Origin of the sequence: Rubeoparvulum massiliense (genome assembly GCF_001049895.1) — a bacterium.
Taxonomy (GTDB): Bacteria; Bacillota; Bacilli; order Rubeoparvulales; family Rubeoparvulaceae; genus Rubeoparvulum; species Rubeoparvulum massiliense.
Genome location: NZ_CVPE01000004.1, coordinates 150,338 through 166,044 on the forward strand (window position 1 = coordinate 150,338; position 15,707 = coordinate 166,044).

Annotated in this window: 18 protein-coding genes; 5 read left to right on the forward strand and 13 right to left on the reverse strand. The window is 42.6% G+C overall.

Going from position 1 to position 15,707, the window contains the following annotated elements; genetic code table 11:
- Positions 1 to 59: 59 nt before the first annotated feature.
- Positions 60 to 443, forward strand: coding sequence for a YkvA family protein (locus BN1691_RS03330; RefSeq protein WP_048600819.1), 384 nt, complete (start codon positions 60 to 62; stop codon positions 441 to 443).
- Here BN1691_RS03330 and BN1691_RS03335 read toward each other — a convergent pair.
- The 3 genes from BN1691_RS03335 to BN1691_RS03345 all read right to left on the reverse strand — a co-directional run bounded on the left by BN1691_RS03335 (position 411) and on the right by BN1691_RS03345 (position 3,675).
- A complete protein-coding gene (locus BN1691_RS03335; RefSeq protein ID WP_048600820.1) occupies positions 411 to 1,208 on the reverse strand; it encodes a hypothetical protein in 798 nt (265 codons plus the stop codon). The two genes, BN1691_RS03330 and BN1691_RS03335, sit on opposite strands and share 33 nt — an antisense overlap.
- A gap of 137 nt (positions 1,209 to 1,345) precedes the next feature.
- Entirely contained in the window at positions 1,346 to 2,746 is a 1,401-nt protein-coding gene (locus BN1691_RS03340) for a nitrilase-related carbon-nitrogen hydrolase (protein ID WP_048600821.1), read from the reverse strand.
- A 65-nt stretch (positions 2,747 to 2,811) separates the two neighbouring features.
- On the reverse strand, positions 2,812 to 3,675 hold the full coding sequence (locus BN1691_RS03345; RefSeq protein WP_048600822.1) for an AraC family transcriptional regulator: 864 nt from the start codon (positions 3,673 to 3,675) through the stop codon (positions 2,812 to 2,814).
- A gap of 135 nt (positions 3,676 to 3,810) precedes the next feature.
- Between BN1691_RS03345 and pxpB the strand changes: the two genes are divergently transcribed.
- The 4 genes from pxpB (at position 3,811) to BN1691_RS03365 (ending at position 7,523) form a co-directional block, all read left to right on the forward strand.
- Positions 3,811 to 4,506: a 5-oxoprolinase subunit PxpB gene (pxpB, locus tag BN1691_RS03350; RefSeq protein ID WP_048600823.1), complete on the forward strand. Its 696-nt coding sequence runs from the start codon at positions 3,811 to 3,813 to the stop codon at positions 4,504 to 4,506.
- On the forward strand, positions 4,503 to 5,486 hold the full coding sequence (locus tag BN1691_RS03355) for a 5-oxoprolinase subunit C family protein (protein ID WP_048600824.1): 984 nt from the start codon (positions 4,503 to 4,505) through the stop codon (positions 5,484 to 5,486). Before pxpB ends, BN1691_RS03355 begins: the two co-directional genes overlap by 4 nt.
- Positions 5,473 to 6,228 carry a LamB/YcsF family protein gene (locus tag BN1691_RS03360; RefSeq protein WP_048600825.1) on the forward strand — a complete coding sequence of 252 codons (756 nt, stop codon included), beginning with the start codon at positions 5,473 to 5,475 and terminating at the stop codon, positions 6,226 to 6,228. The genes BN1691_RS03355 and BN1691_RS03360 overlap by 14 nt, the downstream gene beginning before the upstream one ends.
- A gap of 116 nt (positions 6,229 to 6,344) precedes the next feature.
- Positions 6,345 to 7,523 (forward strand): NRAMP family divalent metal transporter, encoded by a 1,179-nt coding sequence (locus BN1691_RS03365; protein ID WP_048601178.1) that lies wholly within the window; start codon positions 6,345 to 6,347, stop codon positions 7,521 to 7,523.
- A gap of 299 nt (positions 7,524 to 7,822) precedes the next feature.
- Here the strand turns inward: BN1691_RS03365 and BN1691_RS14345 are convergent, their stop codons facing one another.
- From BN1691_RS14345 to BN1691_RS03415, 10 genes are all read right to left on the reverse strand, one after another.
- On the reverse strand, positions 7,823 to 7,999 hold the full coding sequence (locus BN1691_RS14345) for a hypothetical protein (protein ID WP_156179045.1): 177 nt from the start codon (positions 7,997 to 7,999) through the stop codon (positions 7,823 to 7,825).
- A gap of 344 nt (positions 8,000 to 8,343) precedes the next feature.
- Complete coding sequence (locus BN1691_RS03375) at positions 8,344 to 8,565, reverse strand: YdbC family protein (RefSeq protein ID WP_048600827.1); 222 nt, start codon at positions 8,563 to 8,565, stop codon at positions 8,344 to 8,346.
- 69 nt (positions 8,566 to 8,634) lie between these two features.
- Entirely contained in the window at positions 8,635 to 9,621 is a 987-nt protein-coding gene (locus tag BN1691_RS03380) for an alpha/beta hydrolase family protein (protein ID WP_048600828.1), read from the reverse strand.
- Between the two features lie 251 nt (positions 9,622 to 9,872).
- Complete coding sequence (gene hcp / locus BN1691_RS03385; protein WP_197082489.1) at positions 9,873 to 11,516, reverse strand: hydroxylamine reductase; 1,644 nt, start codon at positions 11,514 to 11,516, stop codon at positions 9,873 to 9,875.
- Positions 11,517 to 11,692: 176 nt separating this feature from the next.
- Entirely contained in the window at positions 11,693 to 12,034 is a 342-nt protein-coding gene (locus BN1691_RS03390; RefSeq protein ID WP_048600830.1) for a cupin domain-containing protein, read from the reverse strand.
- Positions 12,035 to 12,264: 230 nt separating this feature from the next.
- Entirely contained in the window at positions 12,265 to 12,681 is a 417-nt protein-coding gene (locus BN1691_RS03395) for an NUDIX domain-containing protein (protein ID WP_048600831.1), read from the reverse strand.
- Between the two features lie 113 nt (positions 12,682 to 12,794).
- Positions 12,795 to 13,250, reverse strand: coding sequence for a GNAT family N-acetyltransferase (locus BN1691_RS03400; protein WP_048600832.1), 456 nt, complete (start codon positions 13,248 to 13,250; stop codon positions 12,795 to 12,797).
- A 351-nt stretch (positions 13,251 to 13,601) separates the two neighbouring features.
- Positions 13,602 to 14,024, reverse strand: a complete 423-nt coding sequence (locus BN1691_RS03405; protein ID WP_048600833.1) for a DUF1259 domain-containing protein — start codon at positions 14,022 to 14,024, stop codon at positions 13,602 to 13,604.
- A 64-nt stretch (positions 14,025 to 14,088) separates the two neighbouring features.
- Complete coding sequence (locus BN1691_RS03410) at positions 14,089 to 14,508, reverse strand: DUF1259 domain-containing protein (protein WP_048600834.1); 420 nt, start codon at positions 14,506 to 14,508, stop codon at positions 14,089 to 14,091.
- Positions 14,509 to 14,717: 209 nt separating this feature from the next.
- The gene (locus tag BN1691_RS03415; protein WP_048600835.1) at positions 14,718 to 15,158 is read right to left on the reverse strand and encodes a GNAT family N-acetyltransferase; all 441 of its coding nucleotides are present in this window, start codon (positions 15,156 to 15,158) and stop codon (positions 14,718 to 14,720) included.
- Positions 15,159 to 15,707: the final 549 nt, after the last annotated feature.

Sequence of the window (15,707 nt, forward strand, 5' to 3'; positions counted from 1 at the left end):
GCTCCATTCACCTTACCATGACCTTGAGCGTAAAAATACGAATAAAGGAAGTTCTGCAGATGGATATGAAGCAGTTAAAGTTAAAGGCTAAGGAACTCAAGTCTTCTCTAAGCATCATCTACCTCGCTTTTTTGCATCCGCAAACGCCATGGTATGCAAAGGCAGTGATCTTCCTTGTGCTAGCATATGCTCTCAGTCCTATCGATCTTATTCCTGATTTTATTCCTGTCCTAGGCTACCTCGATGATTTGATCTTAATTCCTGTTGGGATTACCTTAGCTATTAAGCTGATTCCACGAGATATTTACCAAGCATGCCAAACACAACAAAACGACCCCACCAAGACATCCCCCATGAAACAGAAGGGAATCTGGGGAGCCGTATTCATTTTGGCAATTTGGTTCTTCATTCTATATGCGCTGGGGGTCCTTCTTCTTCAATAACACATAGGCCATCCCAGCTACAATGAGCAAGATGCATAGCGAGCTAGTTACGATAACTGAAGTATAAGCACTGTTGTATGTTTGAACCTGTTTCAGAATGATCCCGAGCAGTGCCCAGATCGTGACAAGGCTATAAGCAAGGTCATGACGCTTCACGAGGAAAATGAGCGCAATAAAAGTTGCAACCAGCAATAGCATCGCTGTCCATACACGACCCATGGCATCAAAAGCATCCATGCCTGTTACGACGAGGTAAGTATTAAGATTAGCAAGCGTTGCCACCATGGTCCAGCTAAAGTAGATACTAAAAGGAATATGAACAAACCACTTCTCCCGATTGGAGACGAGCTTGCGCCGCCGTAATTGCTTGTTAATCATCCCCAAGGTAATCAACAGGATAATCAATGTGAATAGGGACGAGAGAATTTGTTGATTATGCCAGAAGAGTAGCCAATTCACATTGGCAAGGGCAGATACGGTAAAGAGCCAGCCAACGTTAAAAACAAAATCGATTTGATCCTTACCCTTTCTGACGAAGATACCAAATTGGAATAAGATATACATGGCCAATGCCAGGTAGATCACACCCCAGATGGCAAAAGTAATATCTGCCGGCATAAAAAGATTGGGATAGAGCTTCGCTACTTCACTGGTGGTTATCCCATTGAAGGGCAGCGTGTCAGCCAGTACATTGATCACAATCATTAAAGCAAATGCTAGTAAATTGATAAGCTGATATGTCTTAAGCTTCTTTTGACGGTTCATATGCTCACGACCTTATTATCTAAAGTTAAAGGATTGAACAGTATTGCCCTTCCTCCAAGTATCCCCATATCCTCTAACGATAATCGAAATATGGCAACAAGCATAGCAGGGGAATCCCCTGCTTTTTCAAATCTTAATTACTGGGAGATGAATTTTTTTCTCACAGATGATCTATACCCTACAACGGTAGTGATAAGCACTACGAACCAAGCAAACCAATCTCCCCATCGACTATAGGTGGTCTGTGTTGGTGAGATTGGGACATCTGTAATAACTGATGCACGCTCCACTTCAAAGGTAGAGCTTTCGGCTAGGATTCGACCGTACTTATCTGAAACTGTGACAAGACCTTCCTTGGATGTACGAGCGATGGAGAATCCGTTTTCGATGCCGCGGACAATGGCCATGCGCGCATGAATCTCCTCTGCATGTAACCAATCCCAAGCAGGAACGAGAAGGAGGCCAACCTGTTCCTGACCGTAGCTACGAATCGTAGTTGGAAAATCGAGATCCTTGCAAATAGCGACGCCGATTCTTTGTTGAAAATCATTCAACCACATCGCTCTCTTTCCATGGACATAATCACCCTCTAATCCTGGAATGAGATGAATTTTATCATACTGGATGAACCTTTCCCCAGTAGGTGCATAGACCCATGCTACATTATGCAAACCATCGGGCTGCTCCAGCTTGATTCCAACTACTAGGTATACTTGATTATCAACTGCAGCTTTTGCAAAAATCGATTCTACCTCAACTTGATAATCAGAGGTAACATAGAATAGTTTCTCAGGAAGCACGACGATTTCTACACCTTGCTCCTTTAATAGGCCTATCTGACTCATAGACTCTTCCACCAGCAGGATATTCTGCAAATCAATCTCTGAACGTACATGGGGCACCGTTTCATTAGCAGCTGTTAGCCCTACTCGCACCTGCGTATCATCTAAAGGCCCATGGATCCGGAAAAATCCCCAAGTTGCAGCTAATAGCAAGACAAGGATGATAAGTCCAGCTTTCCCCACCATCTTTTTATTCCATACCCTCTGTTGAAGAACGTATGCCAGTGCTGCTGGAAAAGAACAAACTAAGAAAACAACGCCAGAGCTGCCAAGAATCGCTGCATTTTGCAACAATGGTAGATAGTCCGTCTGGGTATAGACCACGCTTCCCCAGGTGCCATGCGGTGATAGCAACGTGACGAGAAATTCAAAGGCTGTCCACCCCAAGGGATAGAGCCAAACTACCTTACTGTTGCGAATCCATACCATCAGGGTTGCAAATACAAGCGCATAGATCATATGAAAGCTTAGAAATAAAGGAAAACTAAGAATGAAGCTCTCTGCCTTCCACCAGCTCAGACTGCCTATCCAATAGCTCAGCGTCGCCATCGCAAACAATGACCAACTTGAAAACCTTGACCCCAATAATAGAAAGGGAAGAGGCGCTAGCCACGCCAGCCAACCAACTTCAACTGCATAATAAAAACTTCCCGAAGTTACGATGATTAATAGTAGAATGAGACTTCCTTTCTTCATTAGTTACATCCTCCTTCGCTTGTTAGCTTAGAGGAAATGGCCATGGTTCGTTTGATAATTTTTGCTCATTTTATCGGAAGATGGATCTCCACACGCCACTTACCATCCCCGTCATGATGGTATAGTTCCAACTCTGGTGCAAAGACTGGTTCATACTCTACCTTAGAAAACCAATGGCCAAAGAGATATTGATATAACAGCGGTACCTCAATCATTGAACCCTGATGAGAGCAGACCACATAGGTTTGTCTAGGAATCTCCAGGGTATCCAGCTTCTTCCCACTCTCTGATAATTTTAGTGGCAGATCTTCCGTCATCCGTAGTCCTGCCAAATAATCATAGCGTGTACCCCCTATTGGAAGAATAACCCCCACCTGTTCACGTTGACGTTCAACTAAATGGCACAACTCATTCCATAGCGCCTGAATCCTCCTTTGATTATGCTCCATGCTCGGTGATGACTCTACTCGTAGATTTCTTAAAGATAAACCGCATACTGCCATTCTATCTAAGCGAAGAATCTGTACCTCTGGAACTGGAAAGTGAGAATTCATCGAAAACAATTCATTCTCTGTAAAGGATAGCTTAGGGTACTGAAATGTAGCCTTTTCATCGAGTCGATATTGATCTGGTGTCACTCCAATCAACCGCTTGAACGAACGAGTGAAGGCTTCATGACTTGAGAATCCAAGACTCACTGCAATATCGATGATCCGATGATCAGAATCTAATAGTCTCATGGCTGCTTGAGAGAATCGACGCTTCCGAATATACATAGCAGTGGTCTCGCCTACTAATAAGCCAAAGATTCGATGAAAATGCCAGGGTGATACATGAACATGCTTGGCAATATCTTTGAGGGTTATGGCATTAAGAAGATTATCTTCAATATAGTTAAGCGAATTCTGAATCACCTTTATATAGTTCATCTCAGCTTAAACCCCTTCAATTATTCTCTACGTTATTGTAACAAAGTATTTGTATATTTTCAGAAATATGTTAAAATTACATCAATATTTTTACTTTTTATTAACAATATTTTAATACGGAAGAGGTGAGTATGCTTGGATGACCTACATTTTTCTCCCTTAAGTGACACATCCATCATCATCGATTTTGGCGGTTCAATTTCCGTCGAGAAGAATCAACAAATTCTTAATTTCGTAGACGTAATATGCAGCGATCCTTTCCCTGGTTTTTTGGAAGCGGTTCCATCCTATACCACCGTCACCATCTTCTACGATCCACTTGTCATTCAGCATGCTTTTCCTTACGAGTATGTTTGCCAATGGGCAGAAGAAAAGCTGACAAAGCTGGTGGAACAAAAACGTCCAGCGTCAAAATTAGTGCAGATTCCCGTCTGCTATGACCAAGCATTGGGCCCTGATTTGGAGACGGTGGCTGCCTATCACCAGCGAACGACGGAAGAGGTGATTCACCTCCATACATCACAGCGCTACCATGTCTATTTCCTTGGCTTCTCACCAGGCTTTCCTTTCTTAGGTGGATTAGATCCAGCCATTGCTACACCCCGCAAAAGTACCCCGCGGCTAAAAATACCTGCAGGCTCGGTGGGAATTGCTGGTCAGCAAACCGGGGTGTATCCCCTGGAAACACCGGGAGGCTGGCAGATTATCGGGCGGACTCCATTACGTTTATTCAGCCTAGAACAGGAGCACCCCACACTCTTACAGCCTGGTGATCAGGTTGAATTTATCCCCATCACACGGGAAGAGTTCGAAGGCTGGGATCAATCATGAAGGGAATTCGCATTACGAAGAGCGGTCTGCTTACCACCATACAAGATCTCGGACGACTAGGCTACCAATCCCGTGGGGTGAACGCTAGTGGAGCTATGGATACATATGCAATGAAGCTAGCTAATCTCTTAGTGGGAAACAATGAACAAGAAGCTGTATTAGAGATGACGTTGATTGGAGCCCATATGGTATTCGAGGAGGAGCGTGTGGTGGCATTGACAGGGGCTAATATGTCTCCAACTCTAAATCATCAAAAGGTAGAGCTAGGAATGCCCATCACTGTGAAGGTCGGAGATGAGCTACGATTAAAATCAGCATCCACTGGATGCCGCACCTATCTCGCTGTTCAGGGTGGCTTCGCTCTCCCCGATGTATTAAATAGTAAGAGCACCTCATTGAAAGCAAAAATCGGCGGGTTCCAGGGAAGGCCCTTAGAGGTAGGAGATGTTCTCCTCCTTCAAAGGTCCAGTCATTCAACCACTCACCTTAATTGGAAGCTGAGCCCCTGGCTCTTTCATTATATGGATGAGGAAATGCCTATCATTCGCTATATTCAAGGTCGACAATACCATTGGTTCACTGAGGAGACCCATCAGTTATTCAATCAAGCTTCCTTTACCATCAGTCCACAATCGGACCGCATGGGTTATCGCTTAGAAGGCCCTCCCCTGCAATTAAAGGTGCAGCAGGAATTACTGACAGAAGGTACTGCCTTTGGTACCATTCAAGTCCCACCCAATGGACAACCTATCATCTTAATGGCAGACCGCCAGCCTACAGGAGGATATCCCAAAATCGGGAATGTGATTCAAGTAGATCTTCCGAAGCTCAGCCAACTGCCGCCAGGGAGAAAGCTTCGCTTTCAAGAAGTCTCCATCCAAGAAGCACAGCAACTTCTACGCCAGCAGGACAAGCTATTACGCTGCATTTGTAGAGCAATTAGATTGAAGAAGGAGGAATATGGGCATGTGTCAGGTTGATCTCAATTGTGATATGGGAGAAAGCTATGGCCGCTACACGCTAGGGAATGATGAAGAAATGATGAAATATATCACCTCTGCCAATATTGCCTGTGGCTTTCATGCTGGGGACCCAAAAACCATGGATGAAACAGTGCAGAGAGCACTGCAGCATCAGGTCAGCATTGGGGCGCATCCTGGCTTTCCTGACTTGAATGGATTTGGCCGTCGTCTTATGCAGATTACCCCAGAAGAGGCATATCAAATCGTATTATACCAAATAGGTGCCCTACAAGGATTTGTCCAAGCCAATGGAGGACAGCTTCATCATGTGAAGCCCCATGGTGCCTTTTATAATCTTGCAGCGGCCAATGCCTCGATTGCAGAGGCCATTGCAGAAGCCATCTATAAGCTCAATCCAGAGCTAATCCTCTACGGTCTAGCCAATAGTCAGCTCACCCTGGCAGGGGAAAAGCTAGGCTTGAAGGTGGCTCATGAAGTATTCGCAGATCGTACCTATCAGAAGGATGGGACGCTAACACCACGGAATCAAGAGCACGCCCTTATTCACGATCCGGAGCTAGCCATTCAGCAGGTGCTCACCATGATCAAAGAAAAACGAGTACACACTGTAGCTGGGGAAGAGATTCCTATCCAAGCAGACACGATCTGCATCCATGGCGATGGAGCACAGGCTCTCCAGTTTGTCATAAATATTTTCAACATTTTAAAGAGTGAGGATATTCAGATCCGAACAGTGTAACATGGGGCAATCGTTTTTGAAATTACGCAATGAAGAAACTCGATGTGAATGATAAGGAGGAAATGCGATGGAACTAAACAAAAAACCAGTTGAAAACGTTACACCTAAATCAAAAAATGAAGGTAGATTGGTCCTTATTACTTGGCGCTGCCTTCTTAATGGCTACCTCAGCCATTGGTCCAGGCTTTTTAACTCAAACCACCGTCTTCACCCAAAATCTAATGGCTAGCTTTGGCTTTGTTATTCTCATCTCCATCATCTTAGATATTGGCGCACAGCTGAATATCTGGCGAATAATTGCGGTCTCAGAGAAACGAGCCCAGGATATTGCTAATCAGGTGTTACCAGGTCTTGGCTTTTTCCTAGCCTTCTTGATTGTCCTAGGTGGGATCGCCTTCAATATCGGGAATGTAGGTGGGGCCGGATTAGGGATCAATGTCCTATTCCCTTCCCTTTCCACTACGACAGGCGCAATCATCAGTGCTGCCATTGCAATTACCATTTTCCTCGTGAAAGAAGCAGGCAAGCTCATGGATCGCTTCGCATTGGTAATGGGATTCGTCATGATTATCTTGACGGTTTATGTAGCCGTTGTCTCCCAACCTCCAGTAGGAGAAGCCGTTTACCGTTCCTTCATCCCTGAGAAGATCGACTTCTTTGCCATCATCACACTAGTAGGTGGTACCGTAGGTGGCTATATTACATTCGCTGGTGGACACCGCTTGATCGATGCAGGCCTCAAGGGAAAAGCAGCGCTACCCCAGGTAAATCGCGGCGCAGTTTCAGCGATTGGAATTGCGTCAATCATGAGGATAGTCCTCTTCCTCGCTGCGTTAGGTGTGGTGAGTCAAGGGCTTACCTTGGATCCTAATAATCCACCTGCTTCTGTTTTTCAATTAGCTGCTGGAAATATCGGCTATAAAATATTTGGACTGGTAATGTGGGCTGCCGCCATCACCTCTGTGGTTGGCTCTGCCTATACATCGGTCTCCTTCATCCGTTCCTTCCATCCTGCTATTGAAAAGCATTATAAATGGTATATTATTGCCTTCATCCTTCTATCTACATCGATTCTAGCAACCATCGGTCGGCCTGTTACCCTCTTGGTTTGGGCAGGCGCATTGAATGGCTTAATCCTACCGATTTCACTAGGTGTCATGCTCCTCGCTGCTTATCGGATAAAGATCGTAGGCGAATACAAGCACCCGCTCTGGATGTCCATCTTTGGCTGGGTTATCGTAATCCTCATGGCGGGCATGAGTCTCTATACAATCTATAATATGATCTTCGGCTAATAGCGTATTGTAAAATCAAGAATATGGAATAGCAAAAAGCAAGGAGTCTCAATCTAATGAATGGGACTCCTTGCTTTGCTGATATGGCACCATCACCAGGAACGCAGTCTACTTCCCCAAATTAATCTTAATAGCCGACCGCCTTTGTAGCGGTCAATGTGCCTGGAGTCGGCTGCAACCGACTCCTTTTCTATTCTTATTATAACTTCCTGCATTTATCCCTACAAACGATACTAATCCTATTTTATCTAATTCACCTTATTTTTGTATAAAAAGCCAAGACTTGCTAAGTCGTTTTTTTACAGCGAATGAGGTACTCGATTGGTTAAGAGGCTGGCAAACTTCCGATTCATGAAAGGATTCTCATACAAATGATCTAGCATCTCCATCCATTCGTCTTTGGACATCGCCATGTCCGCTTCGAATGCTACTAAGCCTAACATCTCTTCCTCTTCATAGACGCGAAGAATATGCATGCCTACATCTCGTGGCGTACGGAAAAGATGATAATAGAAATGCGCACCTAATATTTAGGGAAATTGATTGAACAGGCGCAAGCTGATAGCATCCACCGCATCCTTGCAGGATATTTCATCTAAATTCCAGGCTTCCTCTACCTGCTGATAGGTTTCTTTGAAATATGGTACAAACTCTTTAGAAGCTTGTGGAATCAAGGTAAGAGTCCAAGTGCAGCATAGATATTCGGATAGACGATCCATCCCAAATATCTGACTTCTCCATGTTATGTCGCCAGAACTCATAGTAACGATATGTGTTCTTATTCAAAACCTCACCTTGTTTCAGCAATTTTTCTGTAAGATTAGATCCCCATCCCATTCAGAATATCTCGTAGCTTCCGTAATTCCTCCGCTGTCATTGTTACACCCTTTCCCATCTTCTCGTGCTCAGGAGACCAATCTCGTAAATCATACTTCGGCTCTTTATCATTCCAGCTAATGAGATTTAGCTCCTTCTTCCACCCTTTTGCAGATTCAGAGAGAGCCCCATAAGCCTCTCGTATATCAAACTTAATTTCCGCCATCTCCATTACCTCCATGGATTTCATGATCTACCCGTTCTTAATTCTTATATCATTATCCTTATATATTTCCTATATACTTGCTATTCTATCGTTGATTATATGACGGAACAACCACACTTTCATCTGCTCCTTTAACTGAGGATGAAGAGGCTTATCTACATTGCCCTTGTACTGCTTTTTCAGATGGAGAATGGTTTTTTTCCCTTCATATTCTCTTAGTAGATGGTCCATATTGGCGATGATGGAGCAGATGATATTCTCTTTGCCCAGGGCTCTCACACGCTCTAAGTCCGCTGGATTAGCCTGTACATCCTTATCCCCTGTTACCGCAAGAATTGGACATGCCGTCTCTTCAAGCATGTTCAGCAAATCTTCATCGGTGTATTGTAAATGTTCTCGCATCCACTTAGCTGGGAACTTCTTCAACTGAATCTTCATAACCTCCTCATCAGAGGCTAGGATCTTGTTGAAGAGTGCATTTTGCTTATGGTTCACTTTCTCCTTGGTCACCAATCTACGGAGAATGGCACCCTTGATGCCCTGCATCTCCTCAATCTCTGCAGCGACGCTACTGTTTTGCCATTCCATCGCCGTTCTTAAGCTGGATCCGGCACCTGCAATTAAGATAAGACCAGCAACAGGGTATTGTGTATTGGCGACAGTGGATAGGATAGCGCCTTCACTATGCCCTAATAAGAGGATTTGTTCCTGGGATACCTCAGGAAGGCTTTGTAAGTACTTCACATTGCTAATCACATCATCAACCAGATCCTTCATCCCTGTGTTATACGGATCCCCCTGGCTTTGTCCAATTCCTCGCTTGTCATAGCGGATAGTTATGAACCCGATGCTGGTGAGAAAAGATGCTAAGTGCTTGTAGATATTGGATGGTAAGCTTTTCATATTACCATCGCGATCCGCCCCTCCAGAACCACTCACAATAACGATAGCAGGATACTTGGTAGTCACATCATGCTCTTTAGGAATGGTTAAGGTTGCACTCAACTGGTATTCCCCTGCAACGATAACCTCTCTTTCAGTGAAATGCTCCTGCACAAAACATGCCTCCTTTCTAATTTCACCACCACTTTCAATACAATCTATGCTGCATCGACGATGACAATCATCAGTTCAAACCTATACAATCATATGATGCACAGTTCATCTCTTTGCATGATTCTATTTCTTTGAGTAAATTCCTACTGCATATAAGTAACCACTAATAGAATCGAGGGTGTCGTTAACTACTTTCTGAAGTAGTTAACGACACCCTCCCAAGATTCAATCGATTCATTTTTCAAACTAAATTATGCTAAAAACATCGCTAAGTCATCATCCACCGTACTAATTCCTGCGATACCAAAGCTCTCCACAAGCACCTTGGTTACATTGGGGGAGAGGAAGCCAGGTAGTGTGGGACCGAGATGAATATTTTTCACGCCTAGATAAAGTAGCGCAAGCAGTACGATAACCGCCTTTTGTTCATACCAAGCAATATTATAAGCGATGGGAAGTTCATTAATATCATTCAACTGAAAGACTTCCTTCAGCTTAAGAGCAATCAACGCTAAGGAATAGGAATCATTACATTGACCAGCATCTAAAATCCTGGGAATGCCACCAATATCACCTAAATCAAGCTTATTGTAACGGAATTTGGCACAACCAGCTGTTAAGATTACTGTGTCTTTGGGAAGCCTTTCTGCAAATTCTGTATAGTATGATCTTGATTTCATCCTGCCATCACAGCCAGCCATGACGAAGAATTTTTTGATAGCGCCTGTTTTTACGGCTTGAACCACTTGATCTGCGAGGGCAAACACCTGGGCATGGGCGAAACCGCCAATGATAGTTCCATGCTCAATCTCGGTGGGTGGTGCTAAACGTTTAGCATGCTGGATAATCTCACGAAAGTCCTTCGCCTGACCATCCTTGCGATCAGGGATATGTTTAAATCCTGGATACCCTGTTGCACCGGTGGTATAAACCCGATCGGCATAGCTTGATTTTGGTGGGATAATGCAATTGGTAGTGAAGAGAATAGGCCCATTAAAGGTAGCAAATTCTTCATTCTGCTTCCACCAAGCATTCCCGTAATTACCGACGAAATGCTCATATTTTTTGAAGAAGGGATAATAATGAGCTGGTAGCATCTCTCCGTGGGTATATACATCAACACCCGTCCCTTCTGTCTGTGCCAAAAGCTCTTCAAGATCCTTCAAGTCATGTCCTGAAATGAGAATGGCTGGGTTATTGCGAACGCCGATATTGACCTGCGTGATTTCTGGATTTCCATAGGCTGCTGTATTTGCCATATCCAATAGGGCCATCACATCCACACCATATTTACCTGTTTCTAAGGTAAGAGCGATTAGATCATTTACACTTAATGTATCATCCAATGTAGCTGCTAATGCCTTGGAGATAAACTGATCAATCTCTGCACTCTTCTTGCCTAAATGGGCAGCATGCTTTGCATAGGCAGCCATCCCTTTTAGTCCATAGGTGATCAGCTCACGCAAGGAGCGAATATCTTCGTTCTCTGTGGCTAAAACGCCTACCTCCATAGAATTGGCTTTTGTGAGAATATCTGAATCAGAATTGGCTACCCATGTAGCAGCATCTGGTAGATTCACAAATTGGATACCATGCTTGATGCATTCCATCTTCATTTTCTCTCTTAATGCGATGGCTTCCTTAATTTTTTCGATAAACTTCGCTTCATCAAAGTTGGCATTGGTAATTGTCATGAATAAGCCATTTTGGATAAAGTAGTCTGTTTCAGATAGTGGAAGTCCTGCCTGGATTCCCGCTTGCTTAACGAAGGCAATCCCCTTCAATGTATACACCATGAGATCTTGTAAGTTTGCAAGCTGTGCACTTTTTCCACATACCCCGCTGATCGTACAGCCTGTTCCTTTGGCTGTCTCCTGACATTGGTAACAAAACATACTCATCATTAGTCCCCCTTTGATCATGAAATCGAATAGTTTACTTTGACATGCTTATAATAGTTTAATTTCATGATCATTTCGGTAACTAATGTTACCAATAGCTATTTTTATTGCTGCATTAAAAAGCGAGAAAGCGATGATTGTAGCCTACCTTCATCTGAACCAAGTCTACTTTAGATATCTTGCGCATAGCGTTCGTCTGGAATATTGCTGAGGACAACATATAAGCTGACCTCTTTCTCCCCATCGTTAACAAAGGACAGCTCTTGCTTAGCTGTACAGAGTAGGGCATCCCATTCCTTCGCCTTGATTTCATTCTCATCAATCCGAAATGTTCCCTCTCCTGTGAGCACCAATAAATGAACATTACTGTTCGGATGTTTGTGAGGAGGAAGTTCCTGTCCCGGCATAAAGTTTAGTAAAAATGTGTTGCTTGCCCCCTCTTTAAAGATGATGCGCTTAGTCAATTTCGTCTCATCATATTCCATAAATTCCTTCACATGATGTAGATTCATGAATAAACCCCCGCCTTTCCATTTTTATTAGCATGTCTTAGCCATAACAAATACATTCTTCTTTAGCACTTCACCTTCAAGCTATACATCCTGCTCTATCTTTAATGTATTATTTCCGCGTACAAAATTCGGTATCCGATGTTACCAAGCAGCTTTTTTAAAAAAAGTGCATCCAAAATGGTTCCTCACCAATGTTGGTTGCACCTTTACTGATTTCCACTTTGATCAATTTATCTATGCTGTAAATGTTCAATGGCAGGACGTGTAAAGCTAGCAAGATTGGTAGGTAATGCATGAAGTGCGAACCACTGTACCGATCCAATGGCCCCACCTTCCTCCATATTGCATGGCTCCCCACCTTGAATAGCTACTTCATAGATCGCTGAGACCCAATGCTCTGCTTTTTCTGGATGAATAGTTTCTGCCATGCAGAGCAAGCCTTTTATCTCCACATCGAGATTCACTTCTTCCTTAATCTCTCGCATAACACTGGTCTCCATTGGCTCATATACCTCTACTTTTCCTCCTGGAATACTCCATGTATCCTTCTCAGGTGCCCTGTTTCGGTATACCAAGAGTAGCTCATTCTTCTCGTTCAGGATTACAGCTCCAACGCCTAATCTGGGAGTTCCCGTACTCACCGTCATCATGCTTCACCTTTTTTCTGTTAATTCTTCTTCCTTAAGTTTAACCAATACACCAAGCCAACAATTAGGGGTAAATTTAACTTTCTATAATCCTAATCGGTAGTGAATTCAGATTACTTTTGAAGATCAAAATCCCTCCTCATATAGACCATATCAACAAGCTGAACGCCACCCTCATAGATGGGATGGTCGTAATGATCCGTAAAAAAGTTTTTGATGTGATGGGATCTGGTAAATCCACAGCGTTCATAGAATGGGACTGTAAGTGGGCTATCGCCAGTACCCACCAACATGGTTTTGCATCTACCTTGATAATACTCAAAGATGTATTCGATCAATCGCTTTCCATAGCCTTGCCCTTGATATTGTTCATAGGTGGCGATGTTCTTGATCTCATAGACTCCCTCATCCTCCTGGGTTACGACACAGAGACTCTTGAGGTCACCATCATACAAAACAAACATCTCTCCACGCTCTAAATACAGATCAATCATATTCTCTTGTTCATCTGCTAATAGCAGCAAATCAAGAAATCGCTTTTTGTTTTCTAAAACTAATTCTATTTTCATGAGAGCCTCCTAGCCATGATTAAAAGACATTGATCCAGTCCTCATCTACACGACCAACTCATTTCTCTAGAAAATCTGCCACTCTACATGACCAGATTAGATTATTAGAAAATCCTTTCTTTAACAATATGTCATCTTAGAAGCGATGCTTCATGTTGTCCCTTCATCATCCTTATTTCGAAGCTTGACGGTATTTATCCTCTATCGATAGAGGTGAAGGTATGATTAATGCCATGAAGATAAAAAAGAGGTTATGTTTTTTAGTAACGAAAAACATAACCTCTAAAGTACCTATTAATAAATTGTTCTACTTGATCAATTTTTTTCTCCATGCCTTGGGATTACTCATCATTAACCCAAAAAGGCAATAGAACGTTTTACTTTCCTTGCAAATGCAAGGGGGTTATCGATGGACTCCCAGTGAACATACATAAGACGTGGATTTTCAAAGAGCCAATGATTATGGACTGCTGTTACTTTAATCCCATTCTTGCGGAGGTTTGATAGTAAACGATTCACTTGGCTTTGGAAGAGCGCTGTTTCTCCTAAACAGAGTGCACGTCCTGAACGATCCAATGATTCAAACGAGAACAGTTGATAACGAATCAAAGGAGAAGTGGTACGTCTATTTAAAATGGAGGCGTTTACTTTCCGATTTCTACTAACAAAGCAAACAGGTCCTTTGGTAATTTCATGCTCCGTTCCACCTAAAATGGTAGAAAATTGATTGCACAGTTTTCTAAAGTGGGCACTAGCTTTCACTTGTTCCGCCATACGAAATCATCCTTTCATGATAGGATAAAAACATAGGACATAGTTACTTCATCATTCAACTGTATTAACCCAAGAAGGCAATGGATTCCTTGGTTTTTCTAGCAAATACAAGCGGATTATCAACTGCTTCCCAATGCACATATATGATGCGTGGATTTTCTTTTAGCCAGTGATTATGAAGTGCAGTCACCTTTATCCCACGTTTACGGAGATTGGACACCAATCGGTTAACCTGATTTTGAAGTACAGCAGTCTCGCCTAAACAAAGTGCGCGACCTGATTTATCTATGGATTCAAATGAAAACATTTGCATTTGGACGAGCGGGGAAAGCGATCTTCTTCCCAAAATCGTCGTCCTTAGATTGGTCATCCTCGTGACAAAGCAAACTGGACCTTCCTCAATTTCTGATTCGCCTCCAAGAATTTTCCCAAATTGAGTGCAAAGCCGTTTAAATTTTTGGCTTACCTTTACTTGTTCCGCCATTCAAATCCTCCTTGAACCATTTTCTAAATATCTTATGAGCAAATAAGGAAAGTGAACTGAGCGAATCCCTACAGTTACAATTGTCATACATACAATTTTTCGACTTTGTTTCTTTATGCACATACCTTAGTGGTAGATACATCTACTTGAGGGTGCAAAAAAAGGTATGGAGCTAAAACTCCATACCTTCAAAAAGCAATTATCCCGATTCAATATAACCTCAAATTCATCATAATGTAACTTTCAGAGAAGCCCATTTGCTTATAAAGTTGAATCGCTTGATTTTCGGCAAAAACTCCGAGACGAATCTCAGGATATCCCTCGGATTTTAGGTGCTCAATGGCACGTGCCATTAAGTGCTTAGCGATCCCTTTTCCCCTGAACTCTTGAATTACATATAGTTCATATATAAAGCCTATTATTTCATCAGAGAATTGATCTTTGCTTGGACCTAGTAGAATCCAGCCCATCAACTTATCTTCATCTGTAGCAATTAAGTAGTAACAACCCCTCCCCAAGAGTGGATCAATAAGTTGCTTGACTTTCTCATCTGTTGGTCTAGCTCTACCCAATGTTCCTTCAAATAAGGATTGTGGCGAGAGTTTCACAATGTTTTCTAATTCCATGTCGTTCGGTTTCCTAATCTCCATTAAATTGTTTTCACTCCTCTTTAATTGTCTTCACTCCTCTATGATAAAATTATAACAAAAAAGGGGGCTATATATTTCCCCCTTTACTATATCTCTATTTAATTGTCTTTCATCACTAACAGCATGCAACTCTCCACATGCCTTGAGGAAACAAAAAAGTTGCCGATTGAAACTGATATGATAACCCCTTGGTAACAGGGCATGTTTTCTTGAACATCTCATGGCTAAAGCTACGAGTGTTCTCGGCTATTCCATAAAACACATAAAATATAGCTGAATTTATAGTACCCTTTTTTAATTGGAGATTATAAACTTTAATTAGTAAAAAAAAGAAGTATCAGTCTTGATTTCCCCGATACTTTCTTTCTTATTTTGCTATTGTATTTATGATAACCATCAATGAAAAACTCATTATTGATTTCTACCGCACGCATGACTGATGCCAATAATATATCTTGATATCTTTCTGGTACATATTGCGATGCACCATCAATAGCAACATGAAATATAGCGTGATTTTGGTCTTAATGTAAACAAGCTCTATGGACT